The organism is Bacillus sp. LBA3-1-1.1 (genome assembly GCF_040676495.1).
GTDB lineage: Bacteria > Bacillota > Bacilli > Bacillales > Bacillaceae_G > Bacillus_A > Bacillus_A nitratireducens.
Window position 1 is genome coordinate 231793 of record NZ_JBEGIB010000018.1, and the last position, 19231, is coordinate 251023.

The window sequence follows — 19231 nt, forward strand, 5'->3', positions numbered from 1 at the left end:
GACTAATTTTAACAATTGAAGGGGCGTTTTAGTTGTTTAGTTGTGCTTTTTAAATCGTATTAATTTTCCGAGAGAATTGAAAGGACATTCGTGTACTAACCAATATTCAGATTATGAACACTAGAAAACGAACACAACCTATCATATAATTGAAAGACTATATTTTAAAATCAATGTTAATATTACCCTCCTATAAGTATTAACATGCGTAATTGAGGTGTTTTCTTTGTTGTTTTATGATCGAATTTCTATAATGGCCCCTCCTGTTCCGTAGCTAAGAAAGTCTATTCATTTCTGAGATTTTCAAAGTTATAGGAGGGTATTAAAAGTGAAAAAAGTCTCAGTACCATCACTTTGGTTAATGATCATTCTGGTGGCATTTCCGCAAATTAGTGAAACGATTTACACACCGTCTTTACCGGACATTTCAAAGGCGTTGCAAGTAAGTAATAATGAGGTACAGCTAACACTTAGTGTTTATTTTGCTGGATTTGCTTTAGGTGTATTTTTTATTGGATGGTTATCAGATATAATTGGTCGTCGCCCAGCAATGTTATTTGGAATTGTAGTATATGGCGCTGGAAGTTTCTTATGCTATATTGCAAATTCAATTGAATTTTTATTGGTTAGTCGTTTTATTCAAGCATTTGGAGCAAGTGCTGGTTCAGTTGTGACACAAACGATTCTTCGTGAAAGTGTAGAGGGGCATAAACGTCATGTTATGTTTGCTCAAATTTCAGCAGTTATTGCCTTTACACCAGCGATAGGACCGTTAATTGGTGGCTTTCTTGATCAAATATTTGGATTTAAAATAGTATTTTTAAGTTTAGTTGTTATGAGTGTTGGGATTTTGCTGTATACGTTTGTTTCTCTTCCGGAAACAAAAACGGGCGCAGTAACTGATAAAATAAATGTGTTTTCAGTATTGAAAAGGTTAATTACAAATCCGAAAGTAGTAACATATGGGTTATTAATTGGAGGAGCGAATGGTGTTTTATTTAGCTATTATGCGGAAGCGCCGTTTATCTTTATCGAATACTTTCAGTTATCACCTAGTATGTACGGGTTTCTAGGAATTGTTGTTGCTTCAGCTTCTATTATTGGAGCGAAAGTTTCAAAACGGTTACTTGCTACTTATAAACCAGAGAAAATTATATATATCGGTTGTCTTGTAATGACAGGGGGAGCTATCCTCTTAACTGTTATTACTTCATTTGGATCAAATCCAAACATAATATATATGATTGGATTTTTAGTAGCGATGTTTATATTGCTATTCGGAATTGGGATAGCGTTACCTAACTGTCTCAGTCTAGCATTAGTAGATTTTCAAGATGTCATTGGTACTGCAGGTGCCTTATTTAGCCTAGGCTATTATATAATAGTGACGATAACGATTTGGGGAATGAGCCAGCTTCATACAGGTTCCTTAATAGTCATGCCCCTATATTTTTTAGTTATTGTAGTAATTATGGTAGTTTTCACTCGAGTATTTATTTGGAATGATAGAGCTGGAAATTCTGTTTAAATATATAAAAAAGAGAGTCTCATTGAAAAATGAGACTCTCTTTTTAGTACTACAGTTTTACAAATTTTATTTATTAAACAAGAGATTTTTTAGCAATTGTTTTTAATCATCTACAATAAATTGTGAATATAGTTACCATGTGGGGAGATATAAGATTTTATCTAAAACCTGGCATTGGGCTGTGTTTGTTCTGTGTTTGGTTTATATTTGGTTTATGATTGGTTTATATTTGGTTTATGCTTCGTTTTCGTTTGGTTTATGTTTGGTTTCATTAATTACAAAATCAGTTACAAAAGTTACAAAAGCTATTTTTGTTATCAAAATAGACTTATATTACGTAGGAGAGCATGAAAAAATGTCTTTAGGAGGGGACAAAAAATTTTGGTGAATAAAAATGTATTATCAAACTTGGACATACTCATATTATGGATTTAAACATAAAGGGAAATCGTATGAATAAACCAATAGCATTTAAATGAAAACATTATTAATCAAAAATTTATGCTCATTTTAAGATGATAGATATAATACAACATAAGATTTCGAGATCTGATAGGAATGATGAAACGGTGTAATGATTATGATTACAACGATATCAGTAATTGCTTAGTTTATAAATGGTAAAATTAGTAAAGGTAATAGGGGGAATATAGATTATTTTTTGTTTGTACAAAGATTATAAATTAAGTTTATAAGTATGATTCAGAATTAAATAGTCTATATAAAAGTAAGAGGAAAATAGATTTACTTATAGCGTGCCGTTGATCCAAAAAGAAATACAATTGATTTTTATTTAGGTGAAACAAGAAAGATTTGCGGCCCTTGTTATAGTTTAAACCTTTGTATTATTACTCTATACAAGTATATGGTTGATCCTATGGTATTTCATAATGAATACATCATTGTAATAGGGAATTGTTTATTGTTTCTAGTTTGAAAATTTATATTGGGATTCTTAAAGATATAGTAAATATAAAGGAGATGGGTTAAATAATGAAATACACACTTAAAGATCTTATAAGTATAGACAAGTTTAAGAGTATAACAGAGCAATTTTATAATTTAACTAAAGTTCCATTCTGTCTCCTTGATAATAATCAAAATGTTATATTTACCAAAGGTGACCCTTTTTTTCATAACCAAAGAATCCAAAAGCCCCAAGAAATGCATATTCCCATCATTATTGAGAATGAACATATAGCAAGTTTTGTTATAGGAGCAAGTATGAATAAAGAGGTTATTGCGGATTCTCACATAACACATTTTAAATGCATTGCAAATCTAATTGAAGAGATGGCAACACAACAATTACACCTTAAAAAAATTCATGAAAAAGATTCACAAATGAATGCGATAACAAATCATGAGGGAGATTGTTTAGGCAGTATATTACAAAATATGCCGATTATGATTAATGCTATTGATGAAAAAGGAAATATTATTATGTGGAATCGGGAATGTGAATTAGTAACAGGATATAATGCAGATGAAATAATTAACAATCCAAAAGTGATGAAATTGCTACATCCTTATAGACCTAATCGTAACGATTTTAGAGATTGGGAGATGGATATCACATGTAAAAATGGTGAGATAAAAACTATTATGTGGTCCAATATTTTACATAGTATTCCAACTTTAGGATGGAATGTCGGAGCAATTGGAATTGATATAACTAAGCGTAAGAGGATGGAAGAGAAACTTAAACAAACCTCGAATGAACTAGAATTAATTTTTAAAGCGATTCCTGATTTGTATTTTTTGTCAGAACTTGATGGGACCATTAAGGATTGTAAAGTAAATTCTGTATCCAAATTTTATGTTCCAATTGAAGAATTTATAGGAAAGAAATTCCAAGAGATATTACCAGTTCCTATTATAAAGCAATTTGAGAAGGCTATTAATCAAATAAAAACTTCGTCCGCTCCTGTATTAATAGATTATTCTCTACAACTAGATGATGAGATTTATTATTTTGAAGCAAGACTTTTACCGCTTTTTGAGGATAAAATTATGATTATTGTACGTGATATTACAGAGCGTACAATAACGACGGAATTATTAAAGAAATCGGACACCCTTAATGCAGTAGGGCAATTGGCAGCTGGGGTCGCTCATAAAGTTCGTAACCCATTAACAGTAATTAAAGGGTTCATGCAATTATTGCAACAGGAAGTAGGAAAGGATAAAGAATGTTTAAGCCTAATACTTTCAGAAATCAGTAGTATTGAAAAGGTTATTCAAGAGTTTTTATCTATTGCAAAACCGAATGCTGCAGTATTTGAGCCTAAAAACCTTTGTACTATATTAGATAATGTAGTCGACTTAATAAGTACACAAGCAATAATGAAGAATATTCGTATCACATTAAATGTGGATGCTGAAAACTTATTAGTTGAGTGTTGCGAAATTCAATTAAAACAAGTTTTCTATAGTATTTTACAAAATTCTATTGAGGCTATACAAAATGGTCAAGAGATCATTATAAGCGTGAAAAAACATAATAGTACCGAGATTAAGATTAGTATTTTAGATAAAGGAATAGGTATTCCTTCAGAAAGAATAAAAAGGCTAGGTGAACCTTTTTATAGTACAAAAGAAAAAGGGACGGGTGTTGGGCTCATGATGAGTTACCGAATTATTGAAAGTCATGGTGGGAAAATAAGTATAAAAAGCCAAGTTGGGAAAGGAACTACTGTTACTCTGTTTTTCCCAATTTATAACGGTGACTCAGTTGGTGATGTTAGTCCAAATAGCATGTAATTATAACTAGTAAATAAATCTCTTAAAATGAAAAATTAAACTATTATCTTGTAGAAACATAGGTGGTATGAAGTAATTTGATCAGGAATAGAAATTGGATTTAATAGGGATAAATAAAAAATATATTGAACAGAGGTAACTATACGATGATTTTAAAACTATTATTTATACTTTTTGGCGTAGTCTTAGTACTATGGGGGATATACAGAATGAAAACTGATGAAGCATTTATAGGAAAAACACAAACGAGAAAAAATATTTTTAATTTCTTGATTTTGGGAGAAACAGCGGGACTGGGACAATTCTTAAGCGGGATTGCTTGTATAATTATAGGGGTTTTATCTTTTATAATTAAATAGTTTATAAAAAAGGAACACTACTTTAAAACAAAAGTAGTGTTCCTTTTATTTTTGTCACCTATCTATATATTTAGTTACTAATATGACGATGAATTGTATTCGATTCGTATATAACAATCTGCCAGAAAAAGTAATTGTATTTTTCAGATAAATGAATTATTATAAAATAAGCAATTTTACAATTTTGCTAAGGGAGGAAAATGAAGAAGCTTTTACGACTTAATAAGAAGGAAAGGACAACTTTTAAGTGCGCTAAAAATGATACTCGCTTCATCATTTTCAGACCAAAGAAGAATTAGGGTACACCATCTTACTTTAAATGCGGCTATGAATCATCTAAGAGGGGGAAATGAAGTGGCAAACAAAGAATTGAAAAGGGGCTTAGAAGCACGTCATATTCAAATGATCGCTTTAGGCGGAACGATTGGTGTTGGTTTGTTTATGGGGTCAGCCAGCACGATTAAATGGACAGGTCCGTCAGTAATGCTTGCCTATGCGATTGCAGGTATTTTTATCTTCTTCATTATGCGTGCCATGGGAGAAATGTTGTATATGGAGCCAAGCACAGGTTCATTTGCGACATTTGGTCACAAGTACATTCATCCGCTAGCTGGTTATATGACAGCGTGGAGTAACTGGTTCCAGTGGGTTATCGTTGGGATGTCAGAGATTATCGCAGTTGGAGCGTATATGAACTATTGGTTCCCAGATTTACCAGCTTGGATACCTGGTGTTATCGCAATGGTCATTCTTGGTGCTGCCAACTTAATTTCGGTTAAGTCGTTTGGTGAATTTGAATTTTGGTTTGCGATGATTAAAATCGTTACGATTTTATTAATGATTATTGCCGGATTCGGTCTCATTTTCTTCGGAATTGGGAACGGAGGAGAAGCAATTGGTATATCTAATCTATGGAAAAATGGTGGTTTCTTCACAGGTGGTTTTTCAGGATTCTTCTTTGCTTTATCACTTGTAGTTGGAGCATATCAAGGTGTGGAATTAATCGGGATTACTGCTGGTGAAGCGAAAAATCCGAAGAAGACACTTACAAGAGCAATTCAAAGTACAATTTGGCGTATTCTAATTTTCTATATTGGTGCTATTTTCGTTATTGTAACTGTTTATCCTTGGGATCAATTAAGTTCAATTGGTAGTCCGTTCGTAGCAACTTTTGCGAAAGTTGGTATTACAGCAGCTGCGGGACTTATTAACTTCGTTGTTATTACAGCAGCAATGTCTGGTTGTAACAGTGGTATTTATAGTGCTGGGCGTATGCTTTATACATTAGGTGTAAATGGACAAGCACCGAAATACTTTACGAAGATTTCTAGTAACGGTGTACCTTTATTCGGTACAGTTGGTGTAATTATCGGTTTAGCGGTTGGTGTTGTTTTAAGTTATATCGCTCCAAAAAACTTATTCGTATATGTATATAGTGCGAGTGTACTTCCTGGTATGGTGCCATGGTTTGTCATTTTAATTAGTCAAATTAATTTTAGAAAAGAAAAAGGAGCAGCGATGAAAGATCATCCGTTCAAAATGCCATTTGCTCCTGTTACAAACTATTTAACAATTGCCTTTTTAATTATGGTATTAATCGGTATGTGGTTTAACGATGATACTCGTATTTCACTAATTGTAGGTATTGTTTTCTTAGCTATCGTAACAATTAGTTTCTATGCTTTCGGAATAGGGAAGAGAGCTCCGTTAGACGCTCAAGATGATCAAGGGATTTCAAGTAAATAAAGTCAGTAAAGAAAAGGCTGTTCCAGATGAACAGCCTTTTCTTATTGTTGTTTTTTTGCCGGTAAATCGATATGTCTTGTCGAATCGTTGATATAATTTCATACACTGTCGTGTAGTTTAGGAAAATTTAATATGATTAAAATTTTTCTACTACGATCTTCCCAATTGTACGTCCACTCTCAAGCAATGCATGTGCTTTTTTAAGGTTTTCTGCATTTATTGGTGTTAACGTGTCGTTTAAAGTTGTATGAAGGATACCTTCATCTAATAGCTCACTCACTTTATTTAATAGTTCGTGCTGCGTAATCATATCACCAGTTTCATACATCGCTTTTGTGAACATAAACTCCCAAACGAATGTAGCACTTTTACTTTTCAAAATCCCCATTTCAAGAGGGTGTTCATTTTCTACGATAGAGCAAATTTTTCCTTGTGGTTTAATGAGGTCACATATTGCTTGCCAATGTTGATCTGTATTGTTTAAGCAGAAAATATAATCTACATCTTTTAGCCCAAACTCTAATATTTGATCTTTTAAAGGTTGGTGATGGTTAACGATATAATCGGCACCGAATTTTTCGACCCAGTGTATCGTTTCATTGCGGGATGCAGTTGTGATTACATTCAGTCCAGCCCATTTTGCTAATTGAATAGCAATCGAGCCAACACCACCAGCTCCGCCAATAATTAAAATGTTTTTGAATGTATTTGTATCTTTCTTATTATAATCAATACCTAAACGTTCAAATAAACCTTCCCACGCTGTGATGGCTGTTAAAGGAATTGCTGCAGATTCAGCATCACTTAACGTTTTTGGTTTTTTACCAACAATTCTTTCATCAACTAAATGGTATTCACTATATGTACCTTGTCTCGTAATGCTTCCAGCGTAAAACACTTCGTCGCCTTCTTTAAATAACGTACAACCTTCGCCCGTTTGCACAACAACACCACTAGCATCCCAGCCAAGTATTTTCGCTACTTCTTCTTTTTTATCTTTCGGAGATCGAACTTTTGTATCAACTGGATTAACAGAAATAGCGTTAATTTTAACAAGTATATCTCTTCCTGTGGCAACAGGTCTTTCAACTTCAATATCAATTAAACTGTTTTCTTCTTCAATAGGTAAGTATTCATGTAAACCAATTGCTTTCATTTCCATTCCCTCCATTAAAGTAAGAGTTTTTTCTCTTTTATTATAGGGGGGAAAGATTGTTATGTAAAAAAGTACACTTTAATTTTTTTTATGAAATCGGAAATTATTCTAAATATTAAGTATATATGGTATGTTTTTGATAGAAAACATTGCGAGGTGAAGGGCTAATGACAATGCAGTTAAGAAGAAATGACTATTTTGTAGTAACGGCAATTATTATCATGTACCTTTTCATCGGTTACTTATTGGATATTGATATTTTTAAAATTATGACTATTCACGAAGATGGATTTAGCGTTAGTTTCTTAGGGATTGCTATATGTTATATCTCGATTGTTCTAGTATTTTTTACTGCTCGGAAATTGAAAAAATAGTAAGTAAAGATGGAATGACGGTCTAGAAGGATTTTATTTTTAGAAAGAAGAATTTTTACTGTGTGCCTTATCCAAAATAAAATGTAAAGGTGGATACATAATGACGGTAAAGAAGCTTTATTTCGTACCAGCTGGTCGTTGTATGTTGGATCATTCGTCTGTTAACAGTACATTAACACCAGGAAAATTATTAGACTTACCGGTTTGGTGTTATCTTTTGGAGACTGAAGAAGGACTTATTTTAGTAGATACAGGTATGCCAGAAAGTGCGGTTAATAATGAAGGCCTTTTTAACGGTACATTTGTTGAGGGGCAGATTTTACCGAAAATGAATGAAGAAGATAGAATTGTAAATATTTTAAAGCGTGCAGGGTATGAGCCAGAAGACCTTCTATATATTATTAGTTCTCACTTGCATTTTGATCATGCAGGAGGAAATGGTGCTTTTACAAATACACCGATTATTGTGCAGTGTGCTGAATATGAGGCGGCACAACATAGTGAAGAATATATGAAAGAGTGTATATTGCCGAATTTGAAATACAAGATCATTGAAGGGGATTATGAAGTCGTACCAGGTGTTCAATTATTGTATACACCAGGACATACTCCGGGGCATCAGTCACTATTAATTGAGACTGAAAAATCCGGTCCTGTGTTATTAACGATCGATGCATCGTATACGAAAGAAAATTTTGAAGATGAAGTGCCGTTCGCAGGATTTGATCCAGAATTAGCTTTATCTTCAATTAAACGTTTAAAAGAAGTTGTTAGGAAAGAGAACCCAATTGTTTTCTTTGGACATGATATAGAGCAGGAAAAGAGCTGTAAAGTGTTCCCTGAATATATATAAAAGAGAAAGTCATGAGCTAATGTGCCCATGACTTTCTTTTTTATATAATTTTTTTAAATAAGTTATATACTTTTTTTGAATTGCCTTCATTTAATTGATAATAAGTAAGATCTAAGTCATCAGGATTGTTTTGATGGGCAATCATAATTTCACTACTGTTGTTATCTACTATCCAAAGTAAATATTGTTTATAAGTCCCATCTTGGAAAGTAATCCACATGTTACAATCTACTAAATCAGAACCTTCTTCATCTAGCGTTAAATCGCCTTTTTTTGCTGTGTCCATACTGTTAATGAATGTTTTTAACTCATCTGTTTTTGTGAGAAAGATATCCTTTTTTGTTTTAATTGACTCTACATGTATATCTTTTATTTCCTGTTTCCCTAAAAAAACAGGAGGTGCATCCGGGTCTCTTTGAGTTGAAATAATAGTAGCTTTCTTCTTAGGTTTACTTGCTGTATAGAGATCTTGAATAGATTTTCCAGAGTTTAAAAACCATACGGTTCCAAAAATAATCAATGCGCTACCTATCAATATAATGATTTTCTTAATAGGGTATTCTCCTCTCTATTACTTCGTGTGAAGAGCTTTTCTATTAATATATGATAGGTAAGCGCAAAGTATTATAGGTGAACTTGTTTATTCTGTACAGTTTTAATAGGGCGATCAACGAGTAAATTGTAAGTAAGCCCAATTAATACGAAAATCCCACCGACAACTTTTCCTATAGAGAGTTCGTTTGACAGGAAGAAATCAATGATAGTCCCCGCAAATAATTGTCCGATAAAGATGAGCAACGTTAAATAAAACGCTGATATTTTAGGAGTGATATAGTTGGATAATGAAATAACGATAACGCCTACTAATCCGCCTAAGTACACAGCAATAGGAATAGATTGCAACGTATGACTAGGAATATATAATGAATCTGAACTGAAAATTAAAAATAACATAGAGAAAAATAATCCCGTAATATAATTAAAAAACGTGCCTTCCCAATTTCCAATTTCCTTTGCTAAATTCGCGTTAATAATTCTAGCAACGACGATAGAAACACCAGCTAAAATAGCGATAGTAATATATAACATTTTCTTGCCTCCATTAATAAATTGTCATGATTATAATCCCGGAAGAGATGAAAAATAATCCAATTAGTTTTTTCTTTTCAAACTTTGCAACCTTCATTCCTAATAAGCCGAAGTGATCAATAACAATTGCAGCAATGGATTGACCAAGTAAACTTAATGCGATCGTAATAGAGGCACCAAGGACGGAGAAACTTATATTATTAAAAAGAACAGTGAATACCCCAATCGCTCCAGCGCTATATAAAAAAAGTGGAATACCTTTATCAAAATGGATTTTATTTTTGTTTATGATTAAAACGAAAATAACTGCAATTAAACCGACAAGGTGAATGACAACGCTTGCTGTATACTTGCCAATTAACTCAGATAAAATCCCGTTCAAAGGAAGCATAATGGCGATAAGCACGCCAATAAAGACAGAAAAAAAGTTATACAATGTAATATCCCCTTTATATTTCATATTTGTAATGACTGTATCATGCTGAAATTGTCTATTACTATGACATATGTCATAGTGGAAGAAGAAAATTTTAATTACAATGGGGATAGTTGTAAAGGCGGGGGAACTATGAAGAAAGTATGTAATTCTAATAAATTAGCAGAGTATATGAAACAAAATAATATCGATTCATTTTTTAGTAGTGATATGAAACCGTATATGGAACTTATATTTTTTAAAAAGAATGAGTTTATTTGTAGAGAAAATGAAGAGATAGATTATTTATATTTCTTTGTTGAAGGAAAAGCGAAAGCGTTTAATACATTAAGTAACGGGAAGTCTGTATTATTATGCTTTTATGATAGCTTGCAGCTGTTAGGAGATGTGGAGTTAATTCATTCTCAAAAGACTGCTTCAAACGTACAAGTGATGGCAGATTCATATTGTGTTGGTTTACCTTTAGGAAAAGTGAGAAATCAACTATTTCATGATGCGAAATTTTTACGATGTATTTGTGGATCGTTAGCGCATAAGTTAAATCGACTTTCAAAAAATAGTACAATTAATTTACTATATCCACTTGAAAATAGACTTGCGAGTTATATGTTAGCAGCAGGGGAACGAGCTGCTCAGCACGGAAATAGAATTGTGTTTAGTGGGAATTTAACGGAAATAGCTGAATTGTTAGGAACGAGTTATCGACATTTATTAAGAACATTAAATATCTTTTGTGATAAAGGGATAATACAGAAAAACAATGGATGTTTTGAAGTAGTAAACGTGGATGTTTTGAGGGAATTGGCGGCAGATGTTTATAAATAGGAGGAGAGTATAAATGATTACACCTATATTTAGAATTTTTGATATTGAAAAAGCAAAGCTATTTTACTTAGATTTTTTAGGATTTAAAATGGATTGGGAACATCGGTATGAGGAACATATGCCATTATATATGCAAATTTCGTTACATGATGCTGTAATACATTTATCAGAACATCATGGGGATGCTTCGCCAGGCGGTGCGATTCGTGTGAAAATAAAGGATTTAAAAAGTTATTATGCTATTTTCTCAAGTAAAGATTATGCTTATTCAAAGCCTGATATAGAGAGAACACCGTGGGATACAATGGAATTAACTGTAATTGATCCGTTTTTAAATAGAATTATATTTTATGAGGAGAAGGTTTAGAAATTGAGATGTCATAAATAACTTATCAAAGTAGGTGTTACAATGAACAGAAAAATAGCGATAATTTCAGATGTCCATGGAAATAGTCACGCTTTAAAATCTGTATTAAAAGATATTGTACGTCGCAAGGTCGAAATGATAATAAATTTAGGTGATAGTGTGTATGGGCCGTTAGATCCTTTAGGGACAATTGAAATATTAATGAATAACGAGATGATACATATTAAGGGCAACTGTGATCGCATGCTTTGGGAACCTATACAAGAGCAATCTACTACACTAGCTTTTGTTCGAAATCAATTAACAAATCATCATATAGATTGGTTAAAACAACATCTTTCACAATGTATTGTAGACGATATTTTATTTTGTCATGGTACACCGACTTCAGATGAGGTGTATTTATTAGAAGAGATGAATGAAAATGGTGCGGTATTAAAGAGTGAAAAAAATATAATGGATCAACTCCAAAATATAGAACAAAAAATAATAGTATGTGGTCATACGCATATTCCTAGAGTTGTTTATTTAGCGAACGGAAAAATCATTATAAATCCAGTGAGTGTAGGGCTTCCAGCATACAAAGATGAATTACCCGTTTTGCATAAAATGGAGTCAGGAACTCCGCACGCAAAATATGTAGTGATAGAAAAGATTTTGGAAGAATGGATAATTGAACAAATTTCAGTTCCTTATAATTGGGAAGAAGCAGCTCGGTTAGCTGTTCAACAGGAAAGGCATGACTGGGCACAAGCGCTAAAGACTGGAAAGGTAGAATGAAGAGGAGTTTACTTTATAGTAAACTCCTCTTTTTATTTTATGTAGATGTTGAATTATATAAAAATAAAATGTTATGATTATGGAAACATATGAATATATGAACATGTATTCATATATAAGAGGAGGAGGGATTAGAGTGAAAGACCTAATTATTATTGGAGCTGGTCAAGCGGGATTAACAATGGGATATTACTTGAAGCAAGAAGGGTATAATTTTTTATTACTTGAGGCAGGAAACCGAGTTGGTGATTCATGGAGAAATCGATATGATTCTTTACAGCTCTTCACACCGAGGGAATATAGTAGTTTGCCAGGTATGATATTAAAAGGAGAAGGGAATGGATTTCCACATAAAGATGAAATCGCAACGTATTTAGAAAAATATGCAAGGCACTTTAAATTGCCGGTCCAATTGCAAACTGAAGTTTTAAAAATAAAGAAAGAAAAAGATATATTCGAATTACATACTTCTGAAGGAATATTACAATCAAAAAAAGTTATTATCGCATCAGGCGGTTTTCAGCACCCATTCATCCCCTCAGTTTCACAACATCTTTCATCACATATTTTTCAAATACATTCATCACAATATAAATCACCATCACAAATTCCAAAGGGAAGAGTACTAGTAGTAGGTGGCGGGAATTCAGGAATGCAAATAGCAGTAGAACTTGCAAAAACTCATGAAGTAACAATGTCTATCAGTCATCCATTAACATTTTTACCGTTACATCTTTTTAGAAAAAGCATTTTTAATTGGTTAGAAAAATTGGGTTTATTGTATGCTGAAGTACATACTAAGAGGGGGAAATGGTTTCAGAAGAGAAAGGATCCCATTTTCGGTTTTGAAGGTAAGGAACTTATTCGTAGTGGAGCAATAAAACTAGAGGGAAAAGTGGTTAGTGCATCAGAAAATAGCATTATGTTTCAAAATGGTGGCACGTATAGTGGGGAAAGTATTGTATGGTCAACTGGTTTTAATCAGAACTATAAATGGATTGAAATAGAAAAGGCAGTGAATGAGAATGGATTTCCTAATTATCTAAAGGGAATAAGTCCAGTAAGAGGATTATATTATATCGGATTGCCATGGCAATCTCAAAGGGGGTCTGCACTTATTTGTGGTGTAGGAATGGATGCAGCGTATTTGCTTTCTGAAATCAAAAAAATAGATCAGTAGCAACAACTACTGATCATCCATATGTACATGAATTAGGAGAGGTCAAACATTTATTAACTTTATTATAATAGATTTTTATAAGAATAAAAACTGAAAATTCTAATTTTATGTTGAGAAAGTTTTTTGTATCGAAATATATGAAAGAATAGGAATTTTTATTAAAAGGAAAAATGATATTTATATTTTAGTAAATTATGATATAGTCTAAAAAAGAGTATTATCCATAAATGTAATTATTTTCATTTTGATTTCATTTATGTGAGGGAAGGAGAAGTAATTATGAAGTTTGATGATCAACGCTTATTAGGAGTACGATTAGGATCGATACTCGTAACAGAAGAAAATCAATATTTAGTAATTAAGAAAAAAGATCATTATGCACTATTAAACATACATAATTTAGAATGCACACATGTCGAAGTGCAGTTAGAACATATTGAAGAACTGTTGCATGAAGATTTCCAAGAAAGTATAACGGAGATTATCGCACCAGAACATATAAAAATTGTTGCGAAAAATGTTATATAAAGAAAGAAGCTGGAAGGAACAGCTTCTTTCTTTTCATTATAAGGATAACGTTTTTAAAACGTCACCAATAATCCCTTCCATTTGATGAACACCTAAGTCAGCGTTCGTCATAATAACAGCACCATTACCTCGGTAGGGATAGCATACCATCATACATTGAAATCCAACGCCCCATCCAAGTGAATAAATTTGTAAGTTTTTATTAGAATCATCTAGAAAAACACCTAGTCCAGTCCATTTTGAGCAACCTTGAGGAGAAATCATGTCTTGTACTGTTTTTTGAGAAAGTTTTAGTTTGCTATTTCCTTGTAAGGAATGAATGAGTTCGAGTACTAAAGTTGATAAGTCAGTTGGTGTTGTCCAAACGCCTGAAGCTGCTGCGAATGGATAAAATGGATACTTCTCATTTGTAACGGTGCCATCTTTATTATGTCCACAAGCAAATATATCTAATTTATTTATATCTTTAGTAGAGAATACCTTACTATTCTTCAGCTGGAGTGGCTGAAAGATATATTCTTCAAGTAAAAGGTTGAATGGTTTTCCAGTTATATCTTCAAGTAGTAGTTCGATAATACAAAAGTTTGCGTCAGAGTAGTGAAATTCGCTTTCTGGTTTATAAGTTACTTCAATAGGTACGGAGCAATATGATGTTTTACCAGCGAGGAGTTCAGACATGTTTGGTCGCCCTTGTGCAAGGGTATAATGCTCAAAACTATTAGGAGGATCAATCATTCCAGATTGGTGACTTAATAAGTTTCGTAACGTGACTTTTTTCTGCGAAGTAAATAGATTGGTAGGGATGTTCCAAGATGTGAGTCTATCATTTACGTCTTCATCTAAATGTACGATTCCTTGATCTGATAGCGTTAGTACGAGCATTGAAGTGATGAATTTGCTAATAGAACAAGAATTGAATATGGAATTCGTATTGACAGTTCTAGTTGTTCCAGATTCAAGTGTTCCGAAGGAAGTAGTTTCATCAAGTCTACCGTCATGTATAACGGCAAGGCTTAATCCTGCAACGGAATATTGGTTCATTTTCTCATATATATTGTTGTTTTTTAAGTTCATAGTGACTCCTTTCTTTCAAAAGACAGAATATTAGTTTTATTATACAGTAATAAATAGAGAGAAGGAGAGAAAAAGAAACACTTCATCTATTATCGATGAAGTGTTTTCTTAGTTTAAGTTAATTCGAAGTAAAGGCTTTGAAAAATTTATCTCGGTACATGTACATAAGCCATGAGGTTGTTAGTAAGGAAATAATGATTTGTTTGTTTTTAATTGGTGCATTGAAAACAAGCCAGCCAACGATATCAAATAATAAATGTAGTGCAATTGAAAGAACTACAAATTGTAGTAACGTATTTAAAAATCTTTTCATAAAGTATCCCCCCTTAAAGTAAAAGGTTTTATCCCGCATTAACGGGCAGTAAAACGCCCACTGATTAAAGTTTCACTTTATCAACAGTGTTGTATATCATTATTATACATTAAATGTGTTTCATGGTAAAATTTACATAAGTTAGTGAATTAAAACAAATAAAAGCTAATGAGGAGGAATAGTCTTGGAATTTTGGATGATCATACCGATAGCGGTCTGTGGGTTTATGTATATCGTTGAAAAATTAAATAAAATCGAAAAGAAAACGGATGCGCGTTTAAAGCGGATGGAAGATAGATTACAATTAATTTCGAAAGAAATGGGAATTGTAGATAGAGAACCTGAAATTAATAAAGAGTTGCGGCAGCTTATGGAAGAAGGGAAAACAGTTACGGCAATTAAGAGAGTAAGAGAGGCTTTTGGGTTTTCCTTACTAGAAGCGAAGCAATATGTTGATAAATTATAAAAAAGATCATCCATTGGGGTGATCTTTTTTCACTGCACCATACGTGTATTTACATAAGCAGCTATTATAACGTGGTCAATTATAATGATAGGAAATACGATTTTTACATTAGGGGTAGTGAAGACACTACCAATTGTGGCGATAACACCGGCGGTTAAATTATAAAGACCAACTATCTTCGATAACTTAACTTTATCCCGCTTTAATGGGCAGTAAGACCCCCAACTCAAAATTCAGCGAAAGCAAAGAAGTTAGGTGGGGGATCAACTGCCCATAAAGGTCCGATTGGTTCAACTAATAATCAGTGGGGGATGAAGAAAACCCCCACTGATTAAAGTTTCACTTTATCTGACACACGGCGTTCATTGAAACCTGATAAGAGCCAAGTGTATTGTTTTACTCCGATGAAATAAGCTAGTGCAAATGAAATGATTGCTAGTATGAATAATGATGGGGAAGCGAAGAGAGTCATTGAAAACACCTCCGTTAATAGGCTATAAATAAATTATAGTATGAATGTTATAATTTAACAAAATACAATTTTGATTTTAAGTTTATTAAAAATGAGATATTTACGATGAAGGGAGATTACATATGAATATTTCGGAATTCCAGCAATATGTATCAAGTTTCAGTAACGAAAAAGGGTTTCAAGATACAACAATCGAAGAGCGTACGATGTATGCGATGGCGGAATTAGGTGAATTAGCGGAAGTTATATTAAAGCGTGATAAAATACAAGATTCAAAAAGAGAGATTGGTTTAGAAATGTTTGATGTAATTTGGAATGTATGTGATTTAGCAAACAAGTTAGAAATTGATTTAGAGAAGGCGTTTGAAGAAAAAATGATGATTAATAAAAAACGTGAATGGTAAAAAGAAAGTTAAATTAAAAAGCGTACAAAATTTTGTGCGCTTTTATTAATTTCATGAAAAATATGCAAGTGAAGATGGAACAAACATTTGAGATGAATTGTCTAATATAGGTAATGAATATTTAGTTTGAAAGAAGGGGTATGTGTAAGCTTACTAGGAGCAACTCAATTTGTTAGTACAATTTCTTCTGTACAAGCAGAACGAACGGTAGAGCAAAAAGTAATAAAGAATGAGACAGGAACTATTTCACTTTCTCAGTTAAACAAAAATGTATGGGTTCATACTGAGCTAGGTTATTTTAATGGAGTAGCAGTTCCTTCGAACGGTCTAGTTCTTACTACTTCTAAAGGGTTAGTACTTGTCGATTCTTCTTGGGATGATAAGTTAACGAAGGAATTAATAGAGATGGTAGAAAAGAAATTTAAGAAGCGTGTAAAGGATGTCATTATTACACATGCGCACGCTGATCGAATTGGCGGAATAAAAACGTTGAAAGAAAGAGGCATTAAAGCGCATAGTACAGCATTAACTGCGGAACTAGCAAAGAAAAATGGATATGAGGAACCACTTGGAGACTTACAAACCATTACGAAATTAAAGTTTGGAAATATGAAAGTAGAAACGTTCTATCCAGGGAAAGGACATACAGAAGATAATATCGTCGTATGGTTACCGCAATACAACATTTTAGCGGGAGGCTGTTTAGTGAAATCTGCGGAAGCTAAAGATTTAGGAAACGTTGCTGATGCTTATGTAAATGAATGGTCCACATCGATTGAGAATGTGCTGAAACGATATGGAAATATAAATATAAATTCAGTAGTGCCTGGTCATGGGGAAGTAGGGAACAGAGGATTACTTTTACATACATTGGATTTGTTGAAATAAGAAACTGTGGGAATATAAAAGAGAGGAGAAACAATTTTCTCCTCTCTATCTTCTAACTATATTTAAATGCGAAGCTATCAATTATGCCTGCATACCTTACTGAGATTTTAATTCCAAGTATACAAATACCAGTACCGTCATAATTGCTATAACAATGTAAGTAACATCAAGCATTATAAGTGTTTTTAAAGTTTCAGTCATCCTCATTCACCCCTGGTATGAAAATATAACATAATCTCTTATCAATCAGATCAGATTAGAGATTATAAAGATAACAATATACATGAAATTTCTTAAGTAGATTCTATATAAATATATCATATAAATAATGTAAACATTGTTAAGAAAGTGTAAATGTATTGTAAAGAAAGAGGGTGTTCATAATGTCTATAAAGCTTTTAATTTGTAAATACTATGTATCTCTCGTGTGCGGGGTAGAAAACAGTTATAACATGTGAAAAAAACTTACTTTGACACATCAATCACGATGCTAGCTGTTACTACATTTTCCTCTAATACTTCTACCTGTACTTGTTCATCGTTTCTCCAACTGATATTGAAGTTCTCTGTCGTATACATTTCTTTAAGAGTGACCTCTTTATATTTTTCTAAAATGCTACCTCTTTTCCCATAATAGATTCTTACAGTTGAGCTGGGACTTGGTCCTTTTGATTTTATTGTTTCTCTAAACTCAATAATATTTATTAGATTTGGAGATTCACTTTTTTGAAAGGTAAAGGAACTGACCACTTTTTGTACCTTCTTAAAAACAGGACCATTGGATTTATTTGATATGTTAAATTCCACAACTTCAGGTACGGATTCTTTTTCTCGTAGAGTTATCGTTGCTTCGTAATCGTTTTTCCAATCTACGGAAACGTTTGAGGAATCGAGACGTTCCCCGTCATTTGCAATACTAGTGTCAAAATGTTCCCATAAGCCGTATTTAATTCTGACGGGAGAGGAACCATGAGAAGAGTCTGAATCTATTTTCACTACTTTAATCGTATTTTTATTATTTGGAGAATGGCTTTTTTTAAGTGTAATGTCCTGTAAATACAAAATGTAAGACAAACAGCCTACTACTAAAATAATTGGAATTACAACCCGTAAGGCAGTGATGGGACGTCCCCGTGTCGCTTTTTTCTTAGTGCTTTTACTATTTTGTTCAAGTTCTTTTTCAATACTCGTTTGAACCGTTACTTTTGGCGGGCGAATAAGCCACCAAATGAAAGCTATAAGTAGTAAGAAAAGAGGTATTCCTTGAATAAAGAGAAATCCTTTCCAAAAATCTAGTCTAGTACTATATGGAGAATCTGTTGCCATCACCCCTATAAAAAGTGCCACTGGACTTGCAAGTGTATTTATCCCTAAACCGATCATTACGAATGAAAGGTTTTTATTCCTAATTTTTCGTGACCCGGCCATAATAAACAGAAATACTGCAATACCGAGTATAAGAAATAGTATCCCATAATAAAACATCATATATACCATATTATCCCTCCATAACTTTAATTGTACCATCAGCAAGGAAAATTTTGTGAAATATTAGATGGATATGATATTTGTATTCCTTAAAAGTGCGCTGATATATTATGCAAATAATTGATCATGCGCAAGTATGAAT

General features: G+C 32.8%; 22 protein-coding genes. 14 read left to right on the forward strand and 8 right to left on the reverse strand.

What is annotated here, in order from left to right; translation table 11 throughout:
• Nucleotides 1-328: 328 nt before the first annotated feature.
• The 4 genes from MRBLBA3_RS16005 to MRBLBA3_RS16020 all read left to right on the forward strand — a co-directional run bounded on the left by MRBLBA3_RS16005 (nucleotide 329) and on the right by MRBLBA3_RS16020 (nucleotide 6396).
• A complete protein-coding gene (locus tag MRBLBA3_RS16005) occupies nucleotides 329-1528 on the forward strand; it encodes a multidrug effflux MFS transporter (protein ID WP_016130012.1) in 1200 nt (399 codons plus the stop codon).
• A 993-nt stretch (nucleotides 1529-2521) separates the two neighbouring features.
• On the forward strand, nucleotides 2522-4291 hold the full coding sequence (locus MRBLBA3_RS16010; RefSeq protein ID WP_363382203.1) for an ATP-binding protein: 1770 nt from the start codon (nucleotides 2522-2524) through the stop codon (nucleotides 4289-4291).
• Nucleotides 4292-4437: 146 nt separating this feature from the next.
• Entirely contained in the window at nucleotides 4438-4650 is a 213-nt protein-coding gene (locus MRBLBA3_RS16015) for a hypothetical protein (RefSeq protein WP_016130010.1), read from the forward strand.
• Between the two features lie 354 nt (nucleotides 4651-5004).
• Complete coding sequence (locus MRBLBA3_RS16020; protein WP_001284401.1) at nucleotides 5005-6396, forward strand: amino acid permease; 1392 nt, start codon at nucleotides 5005-5007, stop codon at nucleotides 6394-6396.
• Between the two features lie 136 nt (nucleotides 6397-6532).
• On the opposite strand, the gene MRBLBA3_RS16025 is transcribed toward MRBLBA3_RS16020, so the two are convergent.
• The gene (locus tag MRBLBA3_RS16025) at nucleotides 6533-7552 is read right to left on the reverse strand and encodes a zinc-binding alcohol dehydrogenase family protein (protein ID WP_363382206.1); all 1020 of its coding nucleotides are present in this window, start codon (nucleotides 7550-7552) and stop codon (nucleotides 6533-6535) included.
• 167 nt (nucleotides 7553-7719) lie between these two features.
• Between MRBLBA3_RS16025 and MRBLBA3_RS16030 the strand changes: the two genes are divergently transcribed.
• Nucleotides 7720-7926, forward strand: coding sequence for a hypothetical protein (locus MRBLBA3_RS16030; protein ID WP_363382209.1), 207 nt, complete (start codon nucleotides 7720-7722; stop codon nucleotides 7924-7926).
• Between the two features lie 100 nt (nucleotides 7927-8026).
• Nucleotides 8027-8779 carry a quorum-quenching N-acyl homoserine lactonase AiiA gene (gene aiiA / locus MRBLBA3_RS16035; RefSeq protein WP_363382211.1) on the forward strand — a complete coding sequence of 251 codons (753 nt, stop codon included), beginning with the start codon at nucleotides 8027-8029 and terminating at the stop codon, nucleotides 8777-8779.
• 40 nt (nucleotides 8780-8819) lie between these two features.
• Here the strand turns inward: aiiA and MRBLBA3_RS16040 are convergent, their stop codons facing one another.
• From MRBLBA3_RS16040 to MRBLBA3_RS16050, 3 genes are all read right to left on the reverse strand, one after another.
• Nucleotides 8820-9299, reverse strand: coding sequence for a hypothetical protein (locus MRBLBA3_RS16040; RefSeq protein ID WP_002079440.1), 480 nt, complete (start codon nucleotides 9297-9299; stop codon nucleotides 8820-8822).
• Between the two features lie 104 nt (nucleotides 9300-9403).
• On the reverse strand, nucleotides 9404-9868 hold the full coding sequence (locus tag MRBLBA3_RS16045; protein WP_363382214.1) for a DMT family transporter: 465 nt from the start codon (nucleotides 9866-9868) through the stop codon (nucleotides 9404-9406).
• A gap of 13 nt (nucleotides 9869-9881) precedes the next feature.
• Complete coding sequence (locus tag MRBLBA3_RS16050) at nucleotides 9882-10328, reverse strand: DMT family transporter (RefSeq protein ID WP_002078536.1); 447 nt, start codon at nucleotides 10326-10328, stop codon at nucleotides 9882-9884.
• Nucleotides 10329-10436: 108 nt separating this feature from the next.
• On the opposite strand from MRBLBA3_RS16050, the gene yeiL reads away from it, so the two are divergent.
• The 5 genes from yeiL (at nucleotide 10437) to MRBLBA3_RS16075 (ending at nucleotide 13984) form a co-directional block, all read left to right on the forward strand.
• Entirely contained in the window at nucleotides 10437-11129 is a 693-nt protein-coding gene (gene yeiL, locus MRBLBA3_RS16055) for a transcriptional regulator YeiL (protein WP_000754860.1), read from the forward strand.
• A gap of 13 nt (nucleotides 11130-11142) precedes the next feature.
• A complete protein-coding gene (locus MRBLBA3_RS16060) occupies nucleotides 11143-11496 on the forward strand; it encodes a glyoxalase superfamily protein (protein WP_000632396.1) in 354 nt (117 codons plus the stop codon).
• A 42-nt stretch (nucleotides 11497-11538) separates the two neighbouring features.
• The gene (locus MRBLBA3_RS16065; RefSeq protein ID WP_363382219.1) at nucleotides 11539-12276 is read left to right on the forward strand and encodes a metallophosphoesterase family protein; all 738 of its coding nucleotides are present in this window, start codon (nucleotides 11539-11541) and stop codon (nucleotides 12274-12276) included.
• A gap of 136 nt (nucleotides 12277-12412) precedes the next feature.
• Nucleotides 12413-13456, forward strand: coding sequence for a flavin-containing monooxygenase (locus MRBLBA3_RS16070; RefSeq protein WP_000653882.1), 1044 nt, complete (start codon nucleotides 12413-12415; stop codon nucleotides 13454-13456).
• Between the two features lie 279 nt (nucleotides 13457-13735).
• Nucleotides 13736-13984 carry a hypothetical protein gene (locus MRBLBA3_RS16075; protein WP_000666936.1) on the forward strand — a complete coding sequence of 83 codons (249 nt, stop codon included), beginning with the start codon at nucleotides 13736-13738 and terminating at the stop codon, nucleotides 13982-13984.
• A gap of 36 nt (nucleotides 13985-14020) precedes the next feature.
• Here MRBLBA3_RS16075 and MRBLBA3_RS16080 read toward each other — a convergent pair whose 3' ends face one another.
• Nucleotides 14021-15058, reverse strand: a complete 1038-nt coding sequence (locus tag MRBLBA3_RS16080; RefSeq protein WP_001049912.1) for a serine hydrolase domain-containing protein — start codon at nucleotides 15056-15058, stop codon at nucleotides 14021-14023.
• Between the two features lie 118 nt (nucleotides 15059-15176).
• A complete protein-coding gene (locus MRBLBA3_RS16085; RefSeq protein ID WP_000819647.1) occupies nucleotides 15177-15371 on the reverse strand; it encodes a hypothetical protein in 195 nt (64 codons plus the stop codon).
• A gap of 184 nt (nucleotides 15372-15555) precedes the next feature.
• Between MRBLBA3_RS16085 and MRBLBA3_RS16090 the strand changes: the two genes are divergently transcribed.
• Nucleotides 15556-15837, forward strand: coding sequence for a hypothetical protein (locus tag MRBLBA3_RS16090; RefSeq protein ID WP_000397704.1), 282 nt, complete (start codon nucleotides 15556-15558; stop codon nucleotides 15835-15837).
• Nucleotides 15838-16168: 331 nt separating this feature from the next.
• Here MRBLBA3_RS16090 and MRBLBA3_RS16095 read toward each other — a convergent pair whose 3' ends face one another.
• Nucleotides 16169-16309, reverse strand: a complete 141-nt coding sequence (locus MRBLBA3_RS16095; protein ID WP_002079444.1) for a hypothetical protein — start codon at nucleotides 16307-16309, stop codon at nucleotides 16169-16171.
• 122 nt (nucleotides 16310-16431) lie between these two features.
• On the opposite strand from MRBLBA3_RS16095, the gene MRBLBA3_RS16100 reads away from it, so the two are divergent.
• Nucleotides 16432-16713 (forward strand): MazG nucleotide pyrophosphohydrolase domain-containing protein, encoded by a 282-nt coding sequence (locus tag MRBLBA3_RS16100; RefSeq protein WP_001026769.1) that lies wholly within the window; start codon nucleotides 16432-16434, stop codon nucleotides 16711-16713.
• A 117-nt stretch (nucleotides 16714-16830) separates the two neighbouring features.
• Nucleotides 16831-17601 carry a BcII family subclass B1 metallo-beta-lactamase gene (bla2, locus tag MRBLBA3_RS16105; RefSeq protein ID WP_363382402.1) on the forward strand — a complete coding sequence of 257 codons (771 nt, stop codon included), beginning with the start codon at nucleotides 16831-16833 and terminating at the stop codon, nucleotides 17599-17601.
• Between the two features lie 465 nt (nucleotides 17602-18066).
• Here the strand turns inward: bla2 and MRBLBA3_RS16110 are convergent, their stop codons facing one another.
• The gene (locus tag MRBLBA3_RS16110; protein WP_363382225.1) at nucleotides 18067-19098 is read right to left on the reverse strand and encodes a hypothetical protein; all 1032 of its coding nucleotides are present in this window, start codon (nucleotides 19096-19098) and stop codon (nucleotides 18067-18069) included.
• Nucleotides 19099-19231 lie beyond the last annotated feature (133 nt).